Genomic DNA, 14,885 nt, shown 5'->3' with positions numbered 1-14,885 from the left:
ACCGAAACGATGGCATTGTATGTTTGCGACATTGTCGCACCGCCGGAAAGCTAATCCAGACCCGGTCGCCGGAAGTTCCGGGCTTCGGGGAACGCCATTTCCATGTGCCGCCGGATGCGGTCGAGCAGCACCAGCATGTCCAGCACATCGTCGGTTTTTTCGGGATAGGTTTCCAGCAGCGTGTGCCACGCCAGCAGCGACTGATCGACGCTGACCAGCACCAGTTTGGCCTTGCCGTTGAAATAGGCCTGCAGCATTGCATCGGGATTGCCGTTGGTGATTTGCAGGGCCGAAACCACCTTAACCGGAATCAGCGTCCGGTACCACTTGATGGTTTCCCAGGCATCTTTCAGCCGATTGAGCAATGCCAGGGCTTCGTCTTCTGTCCGCAGGCCCAGGTTGGTTTCAAATACCTGCTGATGACCGGCCTGTTCGAGCAAATCTTTCTCGTGTTTGAGCCAGGCAGCGGTTTGGCTCAGGTAGGTATCACACAGGGTTGCCAGCGGGTGGTGGGCTGTTTCGTGGTTGGTCAAACCGGCGGCCTGGGTTTCCTGCCGGAGCCTTTTCGCTTCGGGCAGCAGGCGTTGCTGCTGGGCTTTGTGAATATAGGATTTGGTTAACTCGAGCGTTTCCATCAACCGATTCACCAGCGTATCGGCGTTTAGCGTCGGCTGGTTCAAGCCGTTAGGATATTGTAAGGCAAAATTCTGGCACCGTTTCGTTAGCGGGCAACGTTCGCACCACGAGTCACAGTAGTTGTAAATGCCCGGTATTGGCTCCACATCCTCTTTCATGATTTACAGATAGTTACGGTGATTTATAAATTTGCTAAGGTGCTTCGGCAAAGCGCAGGCATCGCCTAATGGTTATGAAGTTATATATTTTAGTATAAACTACAAATACTATGCCGTTATTTATAGCCTTTATTCGGTTGAATTTCGATAATGCTTATAAATAGTTCTAGTGAATCCTCTGCGTGCGTTGGTAGGCGAAATGGAACTTTATCTGGTTGGAGCCGGTCGTCTGTGCTGGGTAAGTTGTTCGGGAGGGGCGCCGTCGAAATTCGAAATAGCCAATCTGCTTGAAGCACATTATTTGAAATGACGCATCCGCTTACGAAAATTATCGCTGAATAGTAGGGCAAAAGACGGAGTCCGAAAACCGTTTTCAGTGGAACCGTGTATTTTTGGGCTAAATCCCCGCCTTCATGAAATACGTATTATACCTTTTTTGCCTGATCGGTTTTTCAGCCCTGGCCCAAACGCCGGAAACCGTTTCTCTCGACTCGCTGACCGATCTTTCCAAACGGTATTTCAACAATCAGCAACCGGATTCGGTTTACGCCCTGATGGGTAACGAAGCCCACACGCGGCTTTCGGTGGCCCAGTTCGCGCAGGTTTACCAACGTTTGAGCGCCCAGCTGGGCCGCTGGCAATCGGCCGAACGGCGAAGTGTGCAGGGTGGAGTAGCGCGTTATAAGGCCACTTTTGAGAAAGCCCTAATCGATTTTTACATCAGCCGCGACAAAACCGGCCGGATCCATACCTTCCTGTTCAAGCCGTATGAAGCCGACATCGCCGACAAAACCTCGGCGGTTTTGACCAGTAACCCGCTCAAAACCGCCCTGGATAAGCAGATCGATGCGGTGGCGCAGGCTTACATCAAAAAAGCCACTACTGTCGGACTTAGCATCGGCATACTGCGGAACGATAGCCTGTTTACGTATGGCTACGGTGAAACCGTCAAGGGCAATGGCCAGCTGCCTGACGTCAACACCCTGTTCGAAATTGGCTCGATCAGCAAAACATTCACGGCCACGCTGCTGGCCGATGCCGTGCAGCGCAGACTGGTCAAACTCGACGATCCGGTGAACATGTACCTTCCCGATTCCATTCCGAAGCTGCAAAAGGACGGAATTGCGGTGACTATCAAAACCCTGGCCAATCACACTTCCGGTTTGCCCCGGCTACCGGCGAATTTGTTGGTGACCGCCACCGATATGGCTAATCCGTATAAACATTATGACCGGAAATTGCTGTATACATACCTGAAAACCGCCACCCTGACGCGTCAGCCAGGTCAGGAATACGAGTATTCCAATCTGGCGGTTGGGCTATTGGGAACCATTCTGGAAACGGTCCATAAAAAACCGTACGAGGAATTGGTGAAGGAACGGATTGCCAGACCGCTCGGTATGGCGCATACGGTCATTACGCTGAATGAAAGTGATAAAAAACGGTTTGCGCAGGGCTACGACGGAAAAGGAAATCCGGCTTCGCCCTGGGAGTTTCAGTCGCTGGTCGGTGCGGGCGGCATTCGATCGTCCGTTGCGGATTTAATACCGTATTTGAAAGCGGAGTTGGGGAAAGGGCCTAAAAAGCTGGTGGAGGTGATGAAAACAACCCAGCAGACCACATTTGTAAATGGTAAAACCGCCCTTGGGCTGGGCTGGCATAGCCAGTCGGACAATCCCAATCCCTGGTTCTGGCACCAGGGTGGAACGGGCGGTTTTGTGACGTACGTGGGGTTCAATCCGTCACGCCAAACCGCCGTTGTGCTGCTGACCAACAGCCAAAACCCCATTGAAGAATTAATAGGAGGATTTCAAAAACTTGCTGAAGGACCCACCCCATGAATATAAACACCATCAGTATTTTAGGGTGCGGCTGGCTGGGTTTTCCGCTGGCCGAAGCATTGCTGGACAAGGGCCATGTGGTCAAGGGAAGCACGACCTCCCCGGAAAAGCTACCCATTTTCTGGAAGCGGGGCATTAAACCGTACGCATTGCGCTTCAGCCCGGAGCCGGAAGGCGACGATTTGCTGGATTTTCTGGATACGGACGCGCTGATTATCGACATTCCGCCCAAAGCCGGTCAGCAGGGCGATCAGTTTCATCCGCAACAGATTCAGGCGGTGGCCGATGCGCTGCAGCAAACCGGAGCCAAGCGCCCGTATACCATTTATGTGAGTTCGACCTCAATCTATCCGGATCTGAACCGCGAAGTGGTCGAAGAAGATGTCATTACACCGGAGCAATCCATTTCGCCGGCTTTTGTCGAAGCCGAACAGATCATTTTGGCGCTGGGAAATTCGACGGTGCTGCGGTTTGGCGGTTTGCTGGGCTATAACCGGCTACCCGGTCGGTATGTGGCCGGAAAACAGGGCCTGACCACGGGATCGATTCCGGTCAATTATATTCACCGCGACGACGGTGTTCGGATCATCGAAGCGTTCCTGACGCAGCCGCAACCGGGCCAGACGTTCAACGTCGTGGCGCCCGAACACCCCACGCGGGAGGCCATTTACCGCAGAAATTGCGAGGCTTTTGGCTACGAAACGCCGACGTTTGCCGAACCGGCGGAACCGGCTCCTTTCAAAATGGTGAGTTCGGCCAAACTGATCAAAACGCTGGGGTATTCGTTCCAATACGCCGATCCGCTGGCGTTTTATTACGCGCTGTAACTGCCGCTGTTCGGGATTTCAAATCCCGAACGAATCTGCCGCCGATTTGTAATCGGCATTTTAACGTACACGGGATGCCGATTGCAAATCGGCGGCAGGTTGGGGCAGGATTTGAAATCCTGCCCAGCGTTAAAACGTCCACTTCAGCCGCACGGATGCATTCCGGCCCGGATCATCGGCATAATACCGGAAGCGGTTCAGGTAGTCGCGGTAAACCGTATTGAACAGATTGGTAACCGTCAGGCCAATGTCCAGCGTGTGTTTTTTGGAGACGGGGACCGTCAAACCGGCGGTCAGATTCCAGAGCGAATAAGCGGGCGGGGGCGGCAGGAAATCACTCTTGGGCGGCACCCGGTTTTGCCGGGCTACCCAGACATTGCCTACCCCCACGAAAACGTCCTGCAAACGGCCCCACGTCTTAACATCGTAGCGCAGACTGTTTTCCCAGCGGTTCGGGGGCGTCATCACAATCGGCTGATCAAGCACCAGATCCTGCACGTGCAGGAGTGATACTTTAGAGGTTCCCCGCAGTTTGGGCAGCAAAACCGCACTGACGCTGGCATCCAGACCGGCGTATAAGGCATCAGTTTGGGTGTATTTAAACGAAGGAAAAGCACCCCGAATCGTCAGAACAGGTTCGGACTGCGGTTTCAGATACAGATAATCCCGGATGGTGTTGTAGAAAAAACCGACTTCGGCCTGTACGTTGGGGCTACTATATTCACTATTTAGGCTCAGATTATAAGCCATTTCGGGCCGAAGCGTGCGGTCGCCGAGTTCGTAAGCCGCTGCGCCATGATGCACCCCGTCGCTGAAAAGCTCGCTCACGTTGGGCGCGCGCCAGGACGTTCCGGCATTGAAGCGCATCGCCCATTGGTCCGTGAGCGAATAGGTTGCGCCCACAGTGCCCGAAAAATTTCGGAATACAAACACCGGTTTTTCCAGCACCCGGTTTTCGTACCGGAAAACCTGCATGTGCCGGTAATCGTACCGCAGCCCGGCTTCGTATTCCCAGCGATTCCGTTTCAGTTTTTCAATCCAGAAAATACCGGCATTGTAGGTCCGGAAGTTCGGAATCAGGGGCCGCCCGTTCATGATGTTAAACTGGTAAAAACCGCTGATGCCCAGACTGCCGGTAAGTTTTTCGGCCACGGGTTTGTGCTCAAAAACCAGATCGCCCGTATACGTCGTGAGCCGGAACCGGAGTTCGGGCCGGTTCAGGGCCGCCAGCGAATCGTTTTTGGGCCGGTGCAGGTCATACTCCATCCTATTGTCGAACTGCCGGGCCAGCGTCAGGCTCAGATCGCCCCCGGCGGCCGGTTTCCAGGCGGTTTTCCATTTCAATAAATCGTGCGTGATTTGCTGGTAGGGCCGCCCGATGGTGTACGAAAAACCGGATTGAACGAACGGTTTGCCGTTTTCCAGTACGGCCTGCAGGTCGCTCAGACTTCCGATATGAGATCCCGAAAAAATGCCCAGTTTGGTGGCGAACCGGCTGTAATACAGGTCTGTGCGAAACCGGTTTTTTCGGTATCCCAGCGCGGCTGAGAAATTTTGCTCCGCCATACCGGTATTGTCCAGAAAATACGTGGGTGTTCGACTGGTGCCGCCCCGTTTGAGCGTGCTCTGCACCCGCCAGCCGAAGCCGTTGCCAAAACCGCCTTCGGTTTGCAGTGATACCACACCTTGTCGACCATTACTGAAACCGACCAGATTCAGTTCGCCGTGCACGGTTTGGGTCGTGGGCAGGGGGGCGGGCTCCACCAGAATCACTCCGCCGATGGCATCGGAACCAAACCGAACGCCCGCAGCTCCTTTGATGACGGTAAGCCGATTGGCTATAAACGGGTCGATTTCGGGCGCGTGTTCCGAACCCCACTGCTGGCCTTCCTGCCGGATGCCGTTGTTGAGAATCAGAACGCGGTTGCTGTGCATCCCGTGAATAACCGGTTTGGCAATGGATGAGCCGGTTTGGAGGGTTGTGACGCCCGTGACGTTGCGCAGGGCGTCGCCGAGCGATTGACCGCGGGTCTGGTCAAGGGCTTTGCCTTCCAGCTGCGAAACCGTCTGGCTGTTCAGGGCTGCGGCCCGTTGCGCCGTTACAGTCACATCCTGTAAATGAATATCGTCTTCGGTGAGCAGCACGTTTTCTTCGGCGGTATGCACCAGCGTTACCGGCTGGGCAATTTCCTTATAGCCCAGGATGCGGCTGACCAGGGTATAGCTGCCCTGGCATAATTGATCGATCCGGTAGTGCCCCCTGGCGTCGGTAACGGTGCCTTTCTGAAGTTCCCGCACAAAAACTGCCGCCCCGGGGATGGGCTGGCGACTGTCCTTATCCAGTACCACACCTTTTATGAAACAATCGCAGGGCGGCTGCCCGAAAGTGGGGAATTGGATTCCCACTATAAGCCACCCTACAAACCCCAAAAAAATAATCCGCCTGGATCCGTTCACTTTCAGAGAGTTACAAAAATAACGATGGTGCAAAAGTACGTTATTTTGCAACATAGTTGCAAGTGTAGCTAACTTTTCTTCGGATTTAAGGACAATTGGCGGAGCTGGAATTGGCACCCCAAAAGCTTGTTTTTAAGTTTTGTTTAACTAATTTTGGTGAAAGTTAAACAAGGTGTGGTGCATGATTCCACACACTGTGGAAATATCACCACAGATCGTTCCTTGACATTCTTTGGCACAGGGGTCCCATTTCCTCAATTCGATTTTATTAAATCGCTGATAATTAGTACTTTATTTGTAGGTTGGTGTGTATAATTTGAATGATTCGTCTTTTTGGTTGCATTCTTGACTAGTAGATAAGCAGACTTGGTTCAACACAAAACGACTTATAAATCATGACAGCACTTGAATTTACCTACAACATCGGCAAAGTTTCAAAGTCGCTGAAACCATTTGCACTGCGGTTGACGAAAGATGTTGAAGACGCGAATGACTTATTGCAGGATACCTTACTGAAGGCCTTCACAAATCGCGATAAATACACGGATGGTACGAACCTGAAAGCGTGGTTGTATACCATCATGAAAAACACGTTCATCACCAACTACCAGCGCATGGTGCGGAAAAATACGTTCATCGATACGACGGACAACCTGCACTATATCAACTCGACGGAAAGCAGCACCGATAATCTGGCTTACTCGTCATTTGCGCAGGACGATATCAATCGGGCGGTGAACTCCCTGGATGATACCTACCGGACGCCGTTTATGATGCACTTCCGTGGGTTTAAATACCACGAAATTGCCGCCCGGCTGGACATCCCCATCGGAACGGTGAAAAACCGCATCCACATTGCCCGTAAAGAACTGAAAGACCGACTGAAAGTTTACGCTTATCAGGCGTAATAGAGAAAAGAGGCAAGACAAGAGAGTAAAGACTTTTTCTTATTAGTTACTTCTTTATTCTCTTGTCTGACTTCTTAAAGACATTGATTGAGTAGTTTTTGGTTAAAAAAGAGGAAGGTTCCGAAAAGTTAGATGGTTTCCGTCTAACTTTTTTGGTTTGGATAGGGGCGGATTTTTCAATCCGTCTTTTTTGTGTTTATTACCCATCTAAATGTAATGGAGACGGATTCACGAGTTCGTCGGATGTGTATGGCGAGAGCGAAGCATGTTATTGTGATAGGTGCCGGTTTTGCCGGTTTATCGGCCGCTACCAGTCTGGCCGACAAGGGTTTTCGGGTTACGGTGCTGGAGAAGAATGCGCAGGCCGGAGGCCGGGCGCGGGTTTTTCAGGATAGTGGTTTTACGTTCGACATGGGGCCAAGCTGGTACTGGATGCCCGATGTGTTTGAAACGTATTTTGGCCGATTTGGTAAAAAACCGTCCGATTATTACCAGCTGGTCCGGCTCGATCCGTCGTACGCGGTTATTTTCGGGGCGGATGATGCGGTCAATGTGCCCGCCGGTGTCGACAATCTACAGGCGGTTTTTGAAAACATGGAACCGGGTGCCAGCCGACGCCTGCTCGATTTTCTGAAACAGGCGGCCTATAAATACGAGGTCGGCATCAACCAGTTTGTCTGGAAACCCAGTCGGCGGGTATCGGAATTTATGAGTCTGAAATTGTTGCAGGACGTGTTGCGGCTGGATGTTTTTCAATCGTTTTCCAGCCACGTCCGCAAATATTTCAGCAACGAACGGCTGTTGCAGCTGATGGAATTTCCCATCCTGTTTCTCGGAGCCACGCCCGAAAACACCCCGGCGATGTACAGTCTGATGAACTACGCCGAGATTTCGATGGGAACCTGGTATCCGATGGGCGGGATGCACGAAATCGTGAAAGCGATGGTGAAACTGGCCGAAGAAAAGGGGGTGGAAATCGTATTGAACCACCCGGTAAAACAAATTACCGTAACAAATGGTAGTGCCAGAACGGTGGAGACGTATCAGGGAGCTTTCGAAGCGGACATCGTAGTGGCCGGCGCCGATTACCAGCACGTCGATAGCAAATTGCTGGCTCCTGATTACCGGAATTACGATGACCGGTATTGGAATAGCCGGGTGATGGCCCCGTCGTCGCTGCTGTTTTACCTGGGCATTGACCGGCGGGTGCCGCGTTTGCAGCACCATAACCTGTTTTTCGACGAAGATTTCGGGCAGCACGCCTTCGAGATTTACGAAAAACCGCAGTGGCCGACGAAACCGCTGTTTTACGTTTCGGCCCCGTCGAAAACCGATCCGGGGGTGGCTCCGGCCGGGATGGAAAATTTGTTCATTCTGATTCCGGTGGCGCCGGACCTGAACGACCCGGAAGAAACGCGGGAGCGGTATTATGAACTAGTGATGGATCGGCTGGAAGCGTACGTGGGCGAATCGATCCGCGATCACGTCATTTTTAAACGGAGCTACGCCCACAGCAATTTCATTGCCGACTACCACGCTTTCCGGGGAAACGCGTACGGGCTGGCGAATACGCTCCGGCAGACAGCGATTTTAAAACCGGGTTTGAAGAACAAACGGGTCAACAACTTGTTTTACACGGGTCAATTGACGGTACCGGGACCGGGGGTTCCGCCCTCGCTGATTTCGGGGCTGGTGGTCGCCGACGAAGTGGCCAAAGAATTTGGGTAAGAAGGTGTCTTACGATGAATGTACGAATAGCTGTTTCGGGGACCAGAGTCCGGCAGCGTAGCAACAACCCTTTATGATTGAGTTATTCCATCGAACCGCGGTAGAATGCAGCAAGCTAATTACCGAACAGTACAGCACTTCGTTCACGCTGGGAATTAAAACGTTGGACCGTAAATTCCACTTTCCGATTTACGCCGTCTACGGTTTTGTGCGCTATGCCGACGAAATTGTGGACACGTTTTATGAATACGACCAGAAGCGTTTGCTGGAAAAATTCAGGGCCGACACCTACGAAGCCCTGGAGGAGGGGATTAGCCTGAACCCCATTCTGCACGCGTTTCAGCGGGTTGTGAAGGAATACGGGATCGAGCGGACCTTGATCGATGCGTTCCTGAAAAGCATGGAAATGGACTTATATTATAATGATTACTGCGAAAACCGCTACCAGGAATACATCTACGGGTCGGCGGAAGTCGTGGGGCTGATGTGTCTGCGGGTGTTTTGCGAAGGCGACCGGGCGATGTTTGACCAACTGAAAGAACCGGCCCGCAAGCTGGGGGCCGCTTTTCAGAAAGTAAATTTTCTGCGCGATCTTAAAAGCGATTACGTGGATCGGGGCCGCGTGTATTTTCCCGGTGTCGACTTTAACGAATTTACCAAAGATGCCAAGCGCCTGATCGAGCAGGATATTCAGCGCGATTTCGACGATGCCTATGCCGGCATTGTGAAACTTCCGCGCGGGGCACGTATGGGCGTGCATCTGGCCTATACGTATTATCTGACTCTGTTTAACAAAATCAAACAGGTCCCCGCGTCAAAGATTCAGGAGCAACGGGTGCGTGTGCCCGATATGAAAAAAATCGCGCTGCTGGCGCAAACTTATATGCGGTTTCGCTGGAGTGGGATATAAAATCGCATCCCGAACCGAAAAAAATCCTTCTGCCAAACGTCTCACACCGGATCCCGAATCCAGGCGGTTGGCTATTTATTTATTTACTGCACGTCAATTGATTTGGAAGCACCCCTCCCGGCGTTCTATCTTCACATTTCTTTTAAAAAGATCGGAAACGTTCAAACGGCCTTTTTCGGTGCCCTAAACACGTGTATTGCCTATGATTTTGATTGTTGATGATAGGCCGGAAAATATTCTTCCGTTAAAGAAAATACTGGAGTTACATAATTTCTCGGTCGACACCGCCGAATCCGGCGAAGAAGCCCTGAAAAAAGTACTGAAAACCAATTATGCCGTCATTATTCTGGATGTTCAGATGCCCGGGATGGACGGCTTTGAGGTCGCCAACGCCATCGCCGGTTTCAGCAAGGCCAAAGACACGTCCATTATATTTCTGTCGGCGGTCAATACCGAAAAACGATTTATTACCCAAGGGTATACGTCAGGCGGAGTCGATTACCTCACCAAACCGGTCGATCCGGATATTCTGGTGTTGAAAGTGAAAACGCTGTACCGGCTGTATCGGCAGCAGCAGGAACTGCGGGAAACCCACCAAATTCTCCAGAAAGAAATCGAAGTACGGAAACGGGCGCAGGAAGAGGTTGAAGTGCGGATGCAGGAACTGCGCCTGGTGCTGGCATCGTTGCCCCAGATGGCCTTTATGATTCGGCCCGATGGTCAGATTGAGTACGTCAACGAACACTGGTTTCGCTATTCGACTAATCCGACAGCGTTTCCGAATACGCATCCCGACGACGGCATTTGCGACGAGTGGCGGATATACCTGAAAAAAGGTATTGAATTTTCGCGGGAAATCCGGCTGAAGGAGTTGGAATCCAATGAGTATCGCTACCATTTGTTACGGCTTGTTCCCATCAAACAGCAGGAGGTTCCGGTCCGGTGGGTGGGTACGTATACCGACATTCACCCCCAGAAAATGGCCGCGGAATTGCTGGAGCAGGAAGTCGAATTACGGACCAAGGAACTCCTGGTTAAAAACATCGAGCTTGAACGGAGTAATCACGAATTGCAGCAGTTTACCTGGGTCGTTTCGCACGATTTAAAAGAACCGCTCCGGAAAATACAGATCCTGAATGACCTGATCAAAGAAAAATATTTATCGACAAATCCGGAAGCGGTTTCGTACCTCGACCGGTCCATTAATTCGTCGGCCCGTATGTCGGGGTTGATCAATGATTTGCTGGCCTATTCACAGTTATCGACGCCTGCGTTGTTTCAACCCACGGATTTAAACCAGATTGTCGTCGAAATTCTGGCAGATTTCGACGAGTTAATCACTAAAAAGAAAGCCGTTATTTCGGTTGGGGTATTACCCATTATTGATACCATTCCGGGCCGGATCCGGCAGGTTTTTCAGAATTTAATCAGTAATGCGTTAAAATTTTCGAAAAAAGATATTCCCCCAAAAATCGGCATCCTGGCGGAACGCGTTAAAGATAAAGACCTGGATAGTGCGCCCGATGATACGGGGCGTTATTACCGGCTTATTGTTCACGATAATGGGATCGGTTTTGACGAGAAATTTATGGATCGAATCTTCGTTATTTTTCAGCGGTTGGAAAACCAGAATCATTACGAAGGAACGGGGATCGGGCTGGCCATCGCCAAAAAGAACGTGGACAGGCATAACGGAATAATTTCCGCAAAAAGCCGCGTTAATGAAGGTAGCCAATTTATTTTGATCCTGCCGATTGATCAAAATGATACCCCGGAGATCAAGAACCGATAACCAATTTTTAAGCGCGAAACTATGCCGAAAGGGTCTACAAACTCCGTTATTCGACAATTACAGATTGTCTTTTCCATTTCCGTTATCCTGCTGTTAATCAGCTTGATTGCTTCCTTCTACAGCACCCAGAAATTGATTAATAATTCGAAGCTGGTTAATCATACGAACCAGATTCTGATCGAGTCCGAAAACATTATTTCCTACGTAAAAGATGCCGAAACGGGTCAGCGTGGTTTCCTGATAACGCTGGATCCAACGTTTATGCAGCCCTATAATGGAAGTTACGAAAAAGTGACAGCCAGCTATAATAAGGTTCGTAGCCTGACCATCGATAACCCGGCTCAGCTGAAAAATCTGACGGAAGTCAAGGCTTTATACGAGGCAAAATTTGACCAGATGCAGCGGGTTATTGACCTGGTAAAAGGCAATCGGTTCTTCCTGCGCGATACCCTTAAGCGTCACCGGGAAATGATTTACGGGAAAAAGGTCATGGATAACCTCCGCATTACCATCGATCAGATAAAAAAAGACGAAAATGCGCTTTTAACCTCCCGCCTTGAACAACAGCAGATTTATATTACCTATACGCCTTATTTGTTGGTCATTGCCGCTATTATCTCCGTTCTTATTACCGGAAGTGCGTATATACGGATTAAAAAAGATCTTGATAACCGGCTGGATCAACAGAAAGTAGACGAGGCAAAATACCGCGAAACGGCCGAACGGATTGCGGTAATGGAAGACATTACTGCGGATATAGCGGAGGGGAATTACGCCATTCGAAGTGAAGATAACCGGGATGATGAATTGGGGCGGGTTGCGAAGGCACTGAATACTATGGCCGCGTCGCTGGAATCGACTTTTACCGATTTAAATAACCGGAACTGGCTGCAAACCGGCGCGGTAGCCATCAGTGACGCCATCCGGGGAGAACGCAATTTAGAAACGCTGGCCAACCGGCTGATCGTCACCCTGACCCAGTACATCAATGCGCCCTTAGGTACGGTTTATATCATTGATACGGATTCGTCGTTTAAACTGGCCGGAAGCTTTGCCGCCACCGACGCACCGGGCGTTGTGCGGGTGGGTGAGGGGCTGCTGGGGGAGGTGATCAAAAACCGTCAGCCGATTCTGATCCATGACCTGCCGGCTAACTACGTGCGTGTGAATTCGTCACTGGGAACGACGCCACCAACCACCCTGGTGCTGCTGCCGTTGACTTACGCCGGTATTTGTATCGGTGTGATCGAAATTGGGCTGTTGCGAAAACCGGAGCCGCTGGAAATCGAGTTTCTGAAAGCCAACCTGGATTCCATCGCCATCAGTGTCAATTCGGCGCTGGATTACGTGAAGTTGCAGAATTTTCTGGAAGAAACGCAGGCCCAGGCGGAGGAGTTGCAGGCGCAGCACAACGAACTGGAAAATGTCAATGCCGAACTGGAAGCCCAGTCGCTGAAATTGCAGGCATCGGAAGAGGAGTTGCGGGTCCAGCAGGAGGAATTGCAGCAAACCAATTCCGAACTCGAAGAACGGAGTTTCCTGCTGGAAGAGAAAAACAATGAGATACAGCGGAAAGCCGAAGAACTGGAACTGAGCACGCGCTACAAGTCCGAATTCCTGGCGAACATGTCCCACGAACTTCGGACCCCGCTCAATTCGATTCTCTTACTCAGCCGGTTACTGGCCGAAAACAACGAACAGAATCTGTCGACCGATCAGATCGATTATGCGAAAGTGATCCAGTCGTCGGGCAATGGGCTGCTCGGTTTAATCGATGAAATTCTGGATCTTTCCAAGATCGAAGCCGGGCAGATGAAGCTGGAATACCTGGATGTTTCCATTCCCGAAATTACGGACGAAATCCAGGCGTTGTTTGCGCCCCTGGCTAAGGAAAAAGGGCTGGACTTTACGATTACGGTGGAAAAGAATGTGCCGGCCGTGATCAAAACCGACAAGATGCGGTTGGGACAAATTCTGAAAAATCTGGTCTCCAATGCCTTGAAATTTACGTCGCAAGGCGGTATTTCGCTGATTGTCCAACGGTCGGCTAAAAAGGAGTCGATCCTGAACTTCATCGTAAAAGATACCGGAATCGGCATTCCGCCGGAAAAACAGCAGCTTATTTTTGAAGCCTTTCAGCAAGCCGATGGCTCGACCAAACGGAAGTACGGCGGCACCGGGTTGGGCTTGTCGATCAGCCGCGAACTGGCGCGGTTGCTCGGTGGCGAAATTGCACTTTCCAGTAAAGTAGGCGAGGGAAGTGAGTTTGCGGTGCAACTGCCGATCAGCGGCATGCCCGATGAAAATGTCCCTGACCATACGGTTCACTATGTAAACCGGAAACCGGAACCGTCGCTCAGTGAAGAACCGGAAAATACGTATAAATACATCAGTTCGACCATTCCGCAGAGTGTTCCCGACGACCGTGAATCGATTACGGAGCGGGATAAAACCATTCTGATTGTCGAGGACGACACGAATTTTGCCAAATCGCTGCTCGATTATTCCCGCCAGAAAGGCTATAAGGGCATTGTGGCGGTTCGGGGTGACGAAGGGCTGAAGCTGGCCGGAATCTACAAACCGCTGGGCATTATGCTCGATATACAATTGCCGGTGATGAGCGGCTGGCAGGTGATGGATGCCTTAAAAGCCGATCCCCAGACCCGGCACATTCCGGTTCACATCATGTCGTCGCACAAGCTGAAAAACGAAAGTTTAATGAAAGGAGCGATCGATTTTGTCGATAAACCGGTCGCTTTTGAGCAAATGCAGGAGATCTTTAAAAAGATCGAATATGTGCTGAACCGTACGACCAAAAAAGTGCTGATTATTGAGGATAATCCGAAACACGCCAAAGCTCTGGCGTATTTTCTGGAAACATTCAATATCCCCTCCGAGCGGAAAAGTAACGTGTCGGAAGGCATCGATGCCTTGCAGAAAGATGAGATCAACTGTGTGATTCTGGACATGGGAATTCCGGATACGAAAGCGTACGAAACGCTGGAAGAAGCCAAGAAAAACCCGGGTCTTGAAAACCTGCCGATCATTATCTTTACGGGGAAAAGCCTTTCGCTGGCCGAAGAATTAAAAATCAAGAAATACGCCGATTCAATCATTGTAAAAACCGCTCATTCCTACCAGCGGATGCTGGACGAAGTTTCGCTTTTCCTGCATTTAGTTGACGAAAATAAAAAGGCCGGCAAGGCGACGAACGATTACAAAAAAATGGGCGCTTTGAGTCAGGTTTTAGCCAATAAAACCGTTCTGATTGCCGACGATGATGTGCGGAATATCTTTTCACTTTCCAAAGCGCTCGAAGGGTATAAAATGAACGTGATTACGGCTTTGGATGGGAAAGAAGCATACCAGAAACTCCAGGAGAATCCAAGCATTGATGTGGTATTACTGGACATGATGATGCCGCAGATGGACGGTTACGAAACCGCCCGGAAAATCCGCAGCAATTACCAGTGGAAGAATTTGCCGGTGATTGCCGTGACGGCGAAAGCCATGACTGGTGACCGCGAAAAGTGCATTCAGGCCGGCGCATCGGACTACATTACGAAACCGGTTGATATTGATCAATTGATCTCGCTATTGCGGGTGTGGCTTTACGAACGTTTCTGAT

9 protein-coding genes are annotated in these 14,885 nt (G+C 50.8%); 7 read left to right on the top strand and 2 right to left on the bottom strand.

The annotated features are described in order from the left end of the window. Positions 1–50 precede the first annotated feature (50 nt). On the bottom strand, positions 51–794 hold the full coding sequence (locus ACFPMF_RS16445; protein WP_379847095.1) for a hypothetical protein: 744 nt from the start codon (positions 792–794) through the stop codon (positions 51–53). Positions 795–1,207: 413 nt separating this feature from the next. Here ACFPMF_RS16445 and ACFPMF_RS16440 point away from each other — a divergent pair, with 413 nt between their 5' ends. Then, entirely contained in the window at positions 1,208–2,635 is a 1,428-nt protein-coding gene (locus ACFPMF_RS16440) for a serine hydrolase domain-containing protein (protein WP_379847092.1), read from the top strand. Next, positions 2,632–3,462 (top strand): SDR family oxidoreductase, encoded by an 831-nt coding sequence (locus tag ACFPMF_RS16435; RefSeq protein WP_379847089.1) that lies wholly within the window; start codon positions 2,632–2,634, stop codon positions 3,460–3,462. Before ACFPMF_RS16440 ends, ACFPMF_RS16435 begins: the two co-directional genes overlap by 4 nt. 129 nt (positions 3,463–3,591) lie before the next feature. Here the strand turns inward: ACFPMF_RS16435 and ACFPMF_RS16430 are convergent, their stop codons facing one another. Further along, positions 3,592–5,811, bottom strand: a complete 2,220-nt coding sequence (locus ACFPMF_RS16430; RefSeq protein WP_379847086.1) for a TonB-dependent receptor — start codon at positions 5,809–5,811, stop codon at positions 3,592–3,594. A 503-nt stretch (positions 5,812–6,314) separates the two neighbouring features. Between ACFPMF_RS16430 and ACFPMF_RS16425 the strand changes: the two genes are divergently transcribed. The 5 genes from ACFPMF_RS16425 to ACFPMF_RS16405 all read left to right on the top strand — a co-directional run bounded on the left by ACFPMF_RS16425 (position 6,315) and on the right by ACFPMF_RS16405 (position 14,884). After that, complete coding sequence (locus ACFPMF_RS16425) at positions 6,315–6,827, top strand: RNA polymerase sigma factor (RefSeq protein WP_379847084.1); 513 nt, start codon at positions 6,315–6,317, stop codon at positions 6,825–6,827. A 249-nt stretch (positions 6,828–7,076) separates the two neighbouring features. Next, the gene (locus ACFPMF_RS16420; protein ID WP_379847082.1) at positions 7,077–8,555 is read left to right on the top strand and encodes a phytoene desaturase family protein; all 1,479 of its coding nucleotides are present in this window, start codon (positions 7,077–7,079) and stop codon (positions 8,553–8,555) included. A gap of 73 nt (positions 8,556–8,628) precedes the next feature. Beyond that, the gene (locus ACFPMF_RS16415; protein WP_379847080.1) at positions 8,629–9,465 is read left to right on the top strand and encodes a phytoene/squalene synthase family protein; all 837 of its coding nucleotides are present in this window, start codon (positions 8,629–8,631) and stop codon (positions 9,463–9,465) included. A gap of 202 nt (positions 9,466–9,667) precedes the next feature. Continuing rightward, positions 9,668–11,257: a hybrid sensor histidine kinase/response regulator gene (locus tag ACFPMF_RS16410; protein WP_379847078.1), complete on the top strand. Its 1,590-nt coding sequence runs from the start codon at positions 9,668–9,670 to the stop codon at positions 11,255–11,257. Between the two features lie 21 nt (positions 11,258–11,278). Next, a complete protein-coding gene (locus ACFPMF_RS16405) occupies positions 11,279–14,884 on the top strand; it encodes a response regulator (RefSeq protein ID WP_379847076.1) in 3,606 nt (1,201 codons plus the stop codon). The last annotated feature ends 1 nt before the right edge of the window (position 14,885 follow it).

It is taken from the genome of Larkinella bovis (genome assembly GCF_042655385.1).
Lineage (GTDB): Bacteria > Bacteroidota > Bacteroidia > Cytophagales > Spirosomataceae > Larkinella > Larkinella bovis.
This window is presented reverse-complemented; position numbering and strand designations above follow the sequence as displayed.

What these genes read in the sequence shown, in the direction of transcription:
- ACFPMF_RS16440 (WP_379847092.1), top strand. Translation starts at nt 1,208, where the DNA reads ATGAAATACGTATTATACCTTTTTTGCCTGATCGGTTTTTCAGCCCTG.
- ACFPMF_RS16410 (WP_379847078.1), top strand. Translation starts at nt 9,668, where the DNA reads ATGATTTTGATTGTTGATGATAGGCCGGAAAATATTCTTCCGTTAAAG.
- ACFPMF_RS16445 (WP_379847095.1), bottom strand. Translation starts at nt 794, where the DNA reads ATGAAAGAGGATGTGGAGCCAATACCGGGCATTTACAACTACTGTGAC.
- ACFPMF_RS16405 (WP_379847076.1), top strand. Translation starts at nt 11,279, where the DNA reads ATGCCGAAAGGGTCTACAAACTCCGTTATTCGACAATTACAGATTGTC.
- ACFPMF_RS16425 (WP_379847084.1), top strand. Translation starts at nt 6,315, where the DNA reads ATGACAGCACTTGAATTTACCTACAACATCGGCAAAGTTTCAAAGTCG.
- ACFPMF_RS16435 (WP_379847089.1), top strand. Translation starts at nt 2,632, where the DNA reads ATGAATATAAACACCATCAGTATTTTAGGGTGCGGCTGGCTGGGTTTT.
- ACFPMF_RS16415 (WP_379847080.1), top strand. Translation starts at nt 8,629, where the DNA reads ATGATTGAGTTATTCCATCGAACCGCGGTAGAATGCAGCAAGCTAATT.
- ACFPMF_RS16420 (WP_379847082.1), top strand. Translation starts at nt 7,077, where the DNA reads ATGGCGAGAGCGAAGCATGTTATTGTGATAGGTGCCGGTTTTGCCGGT.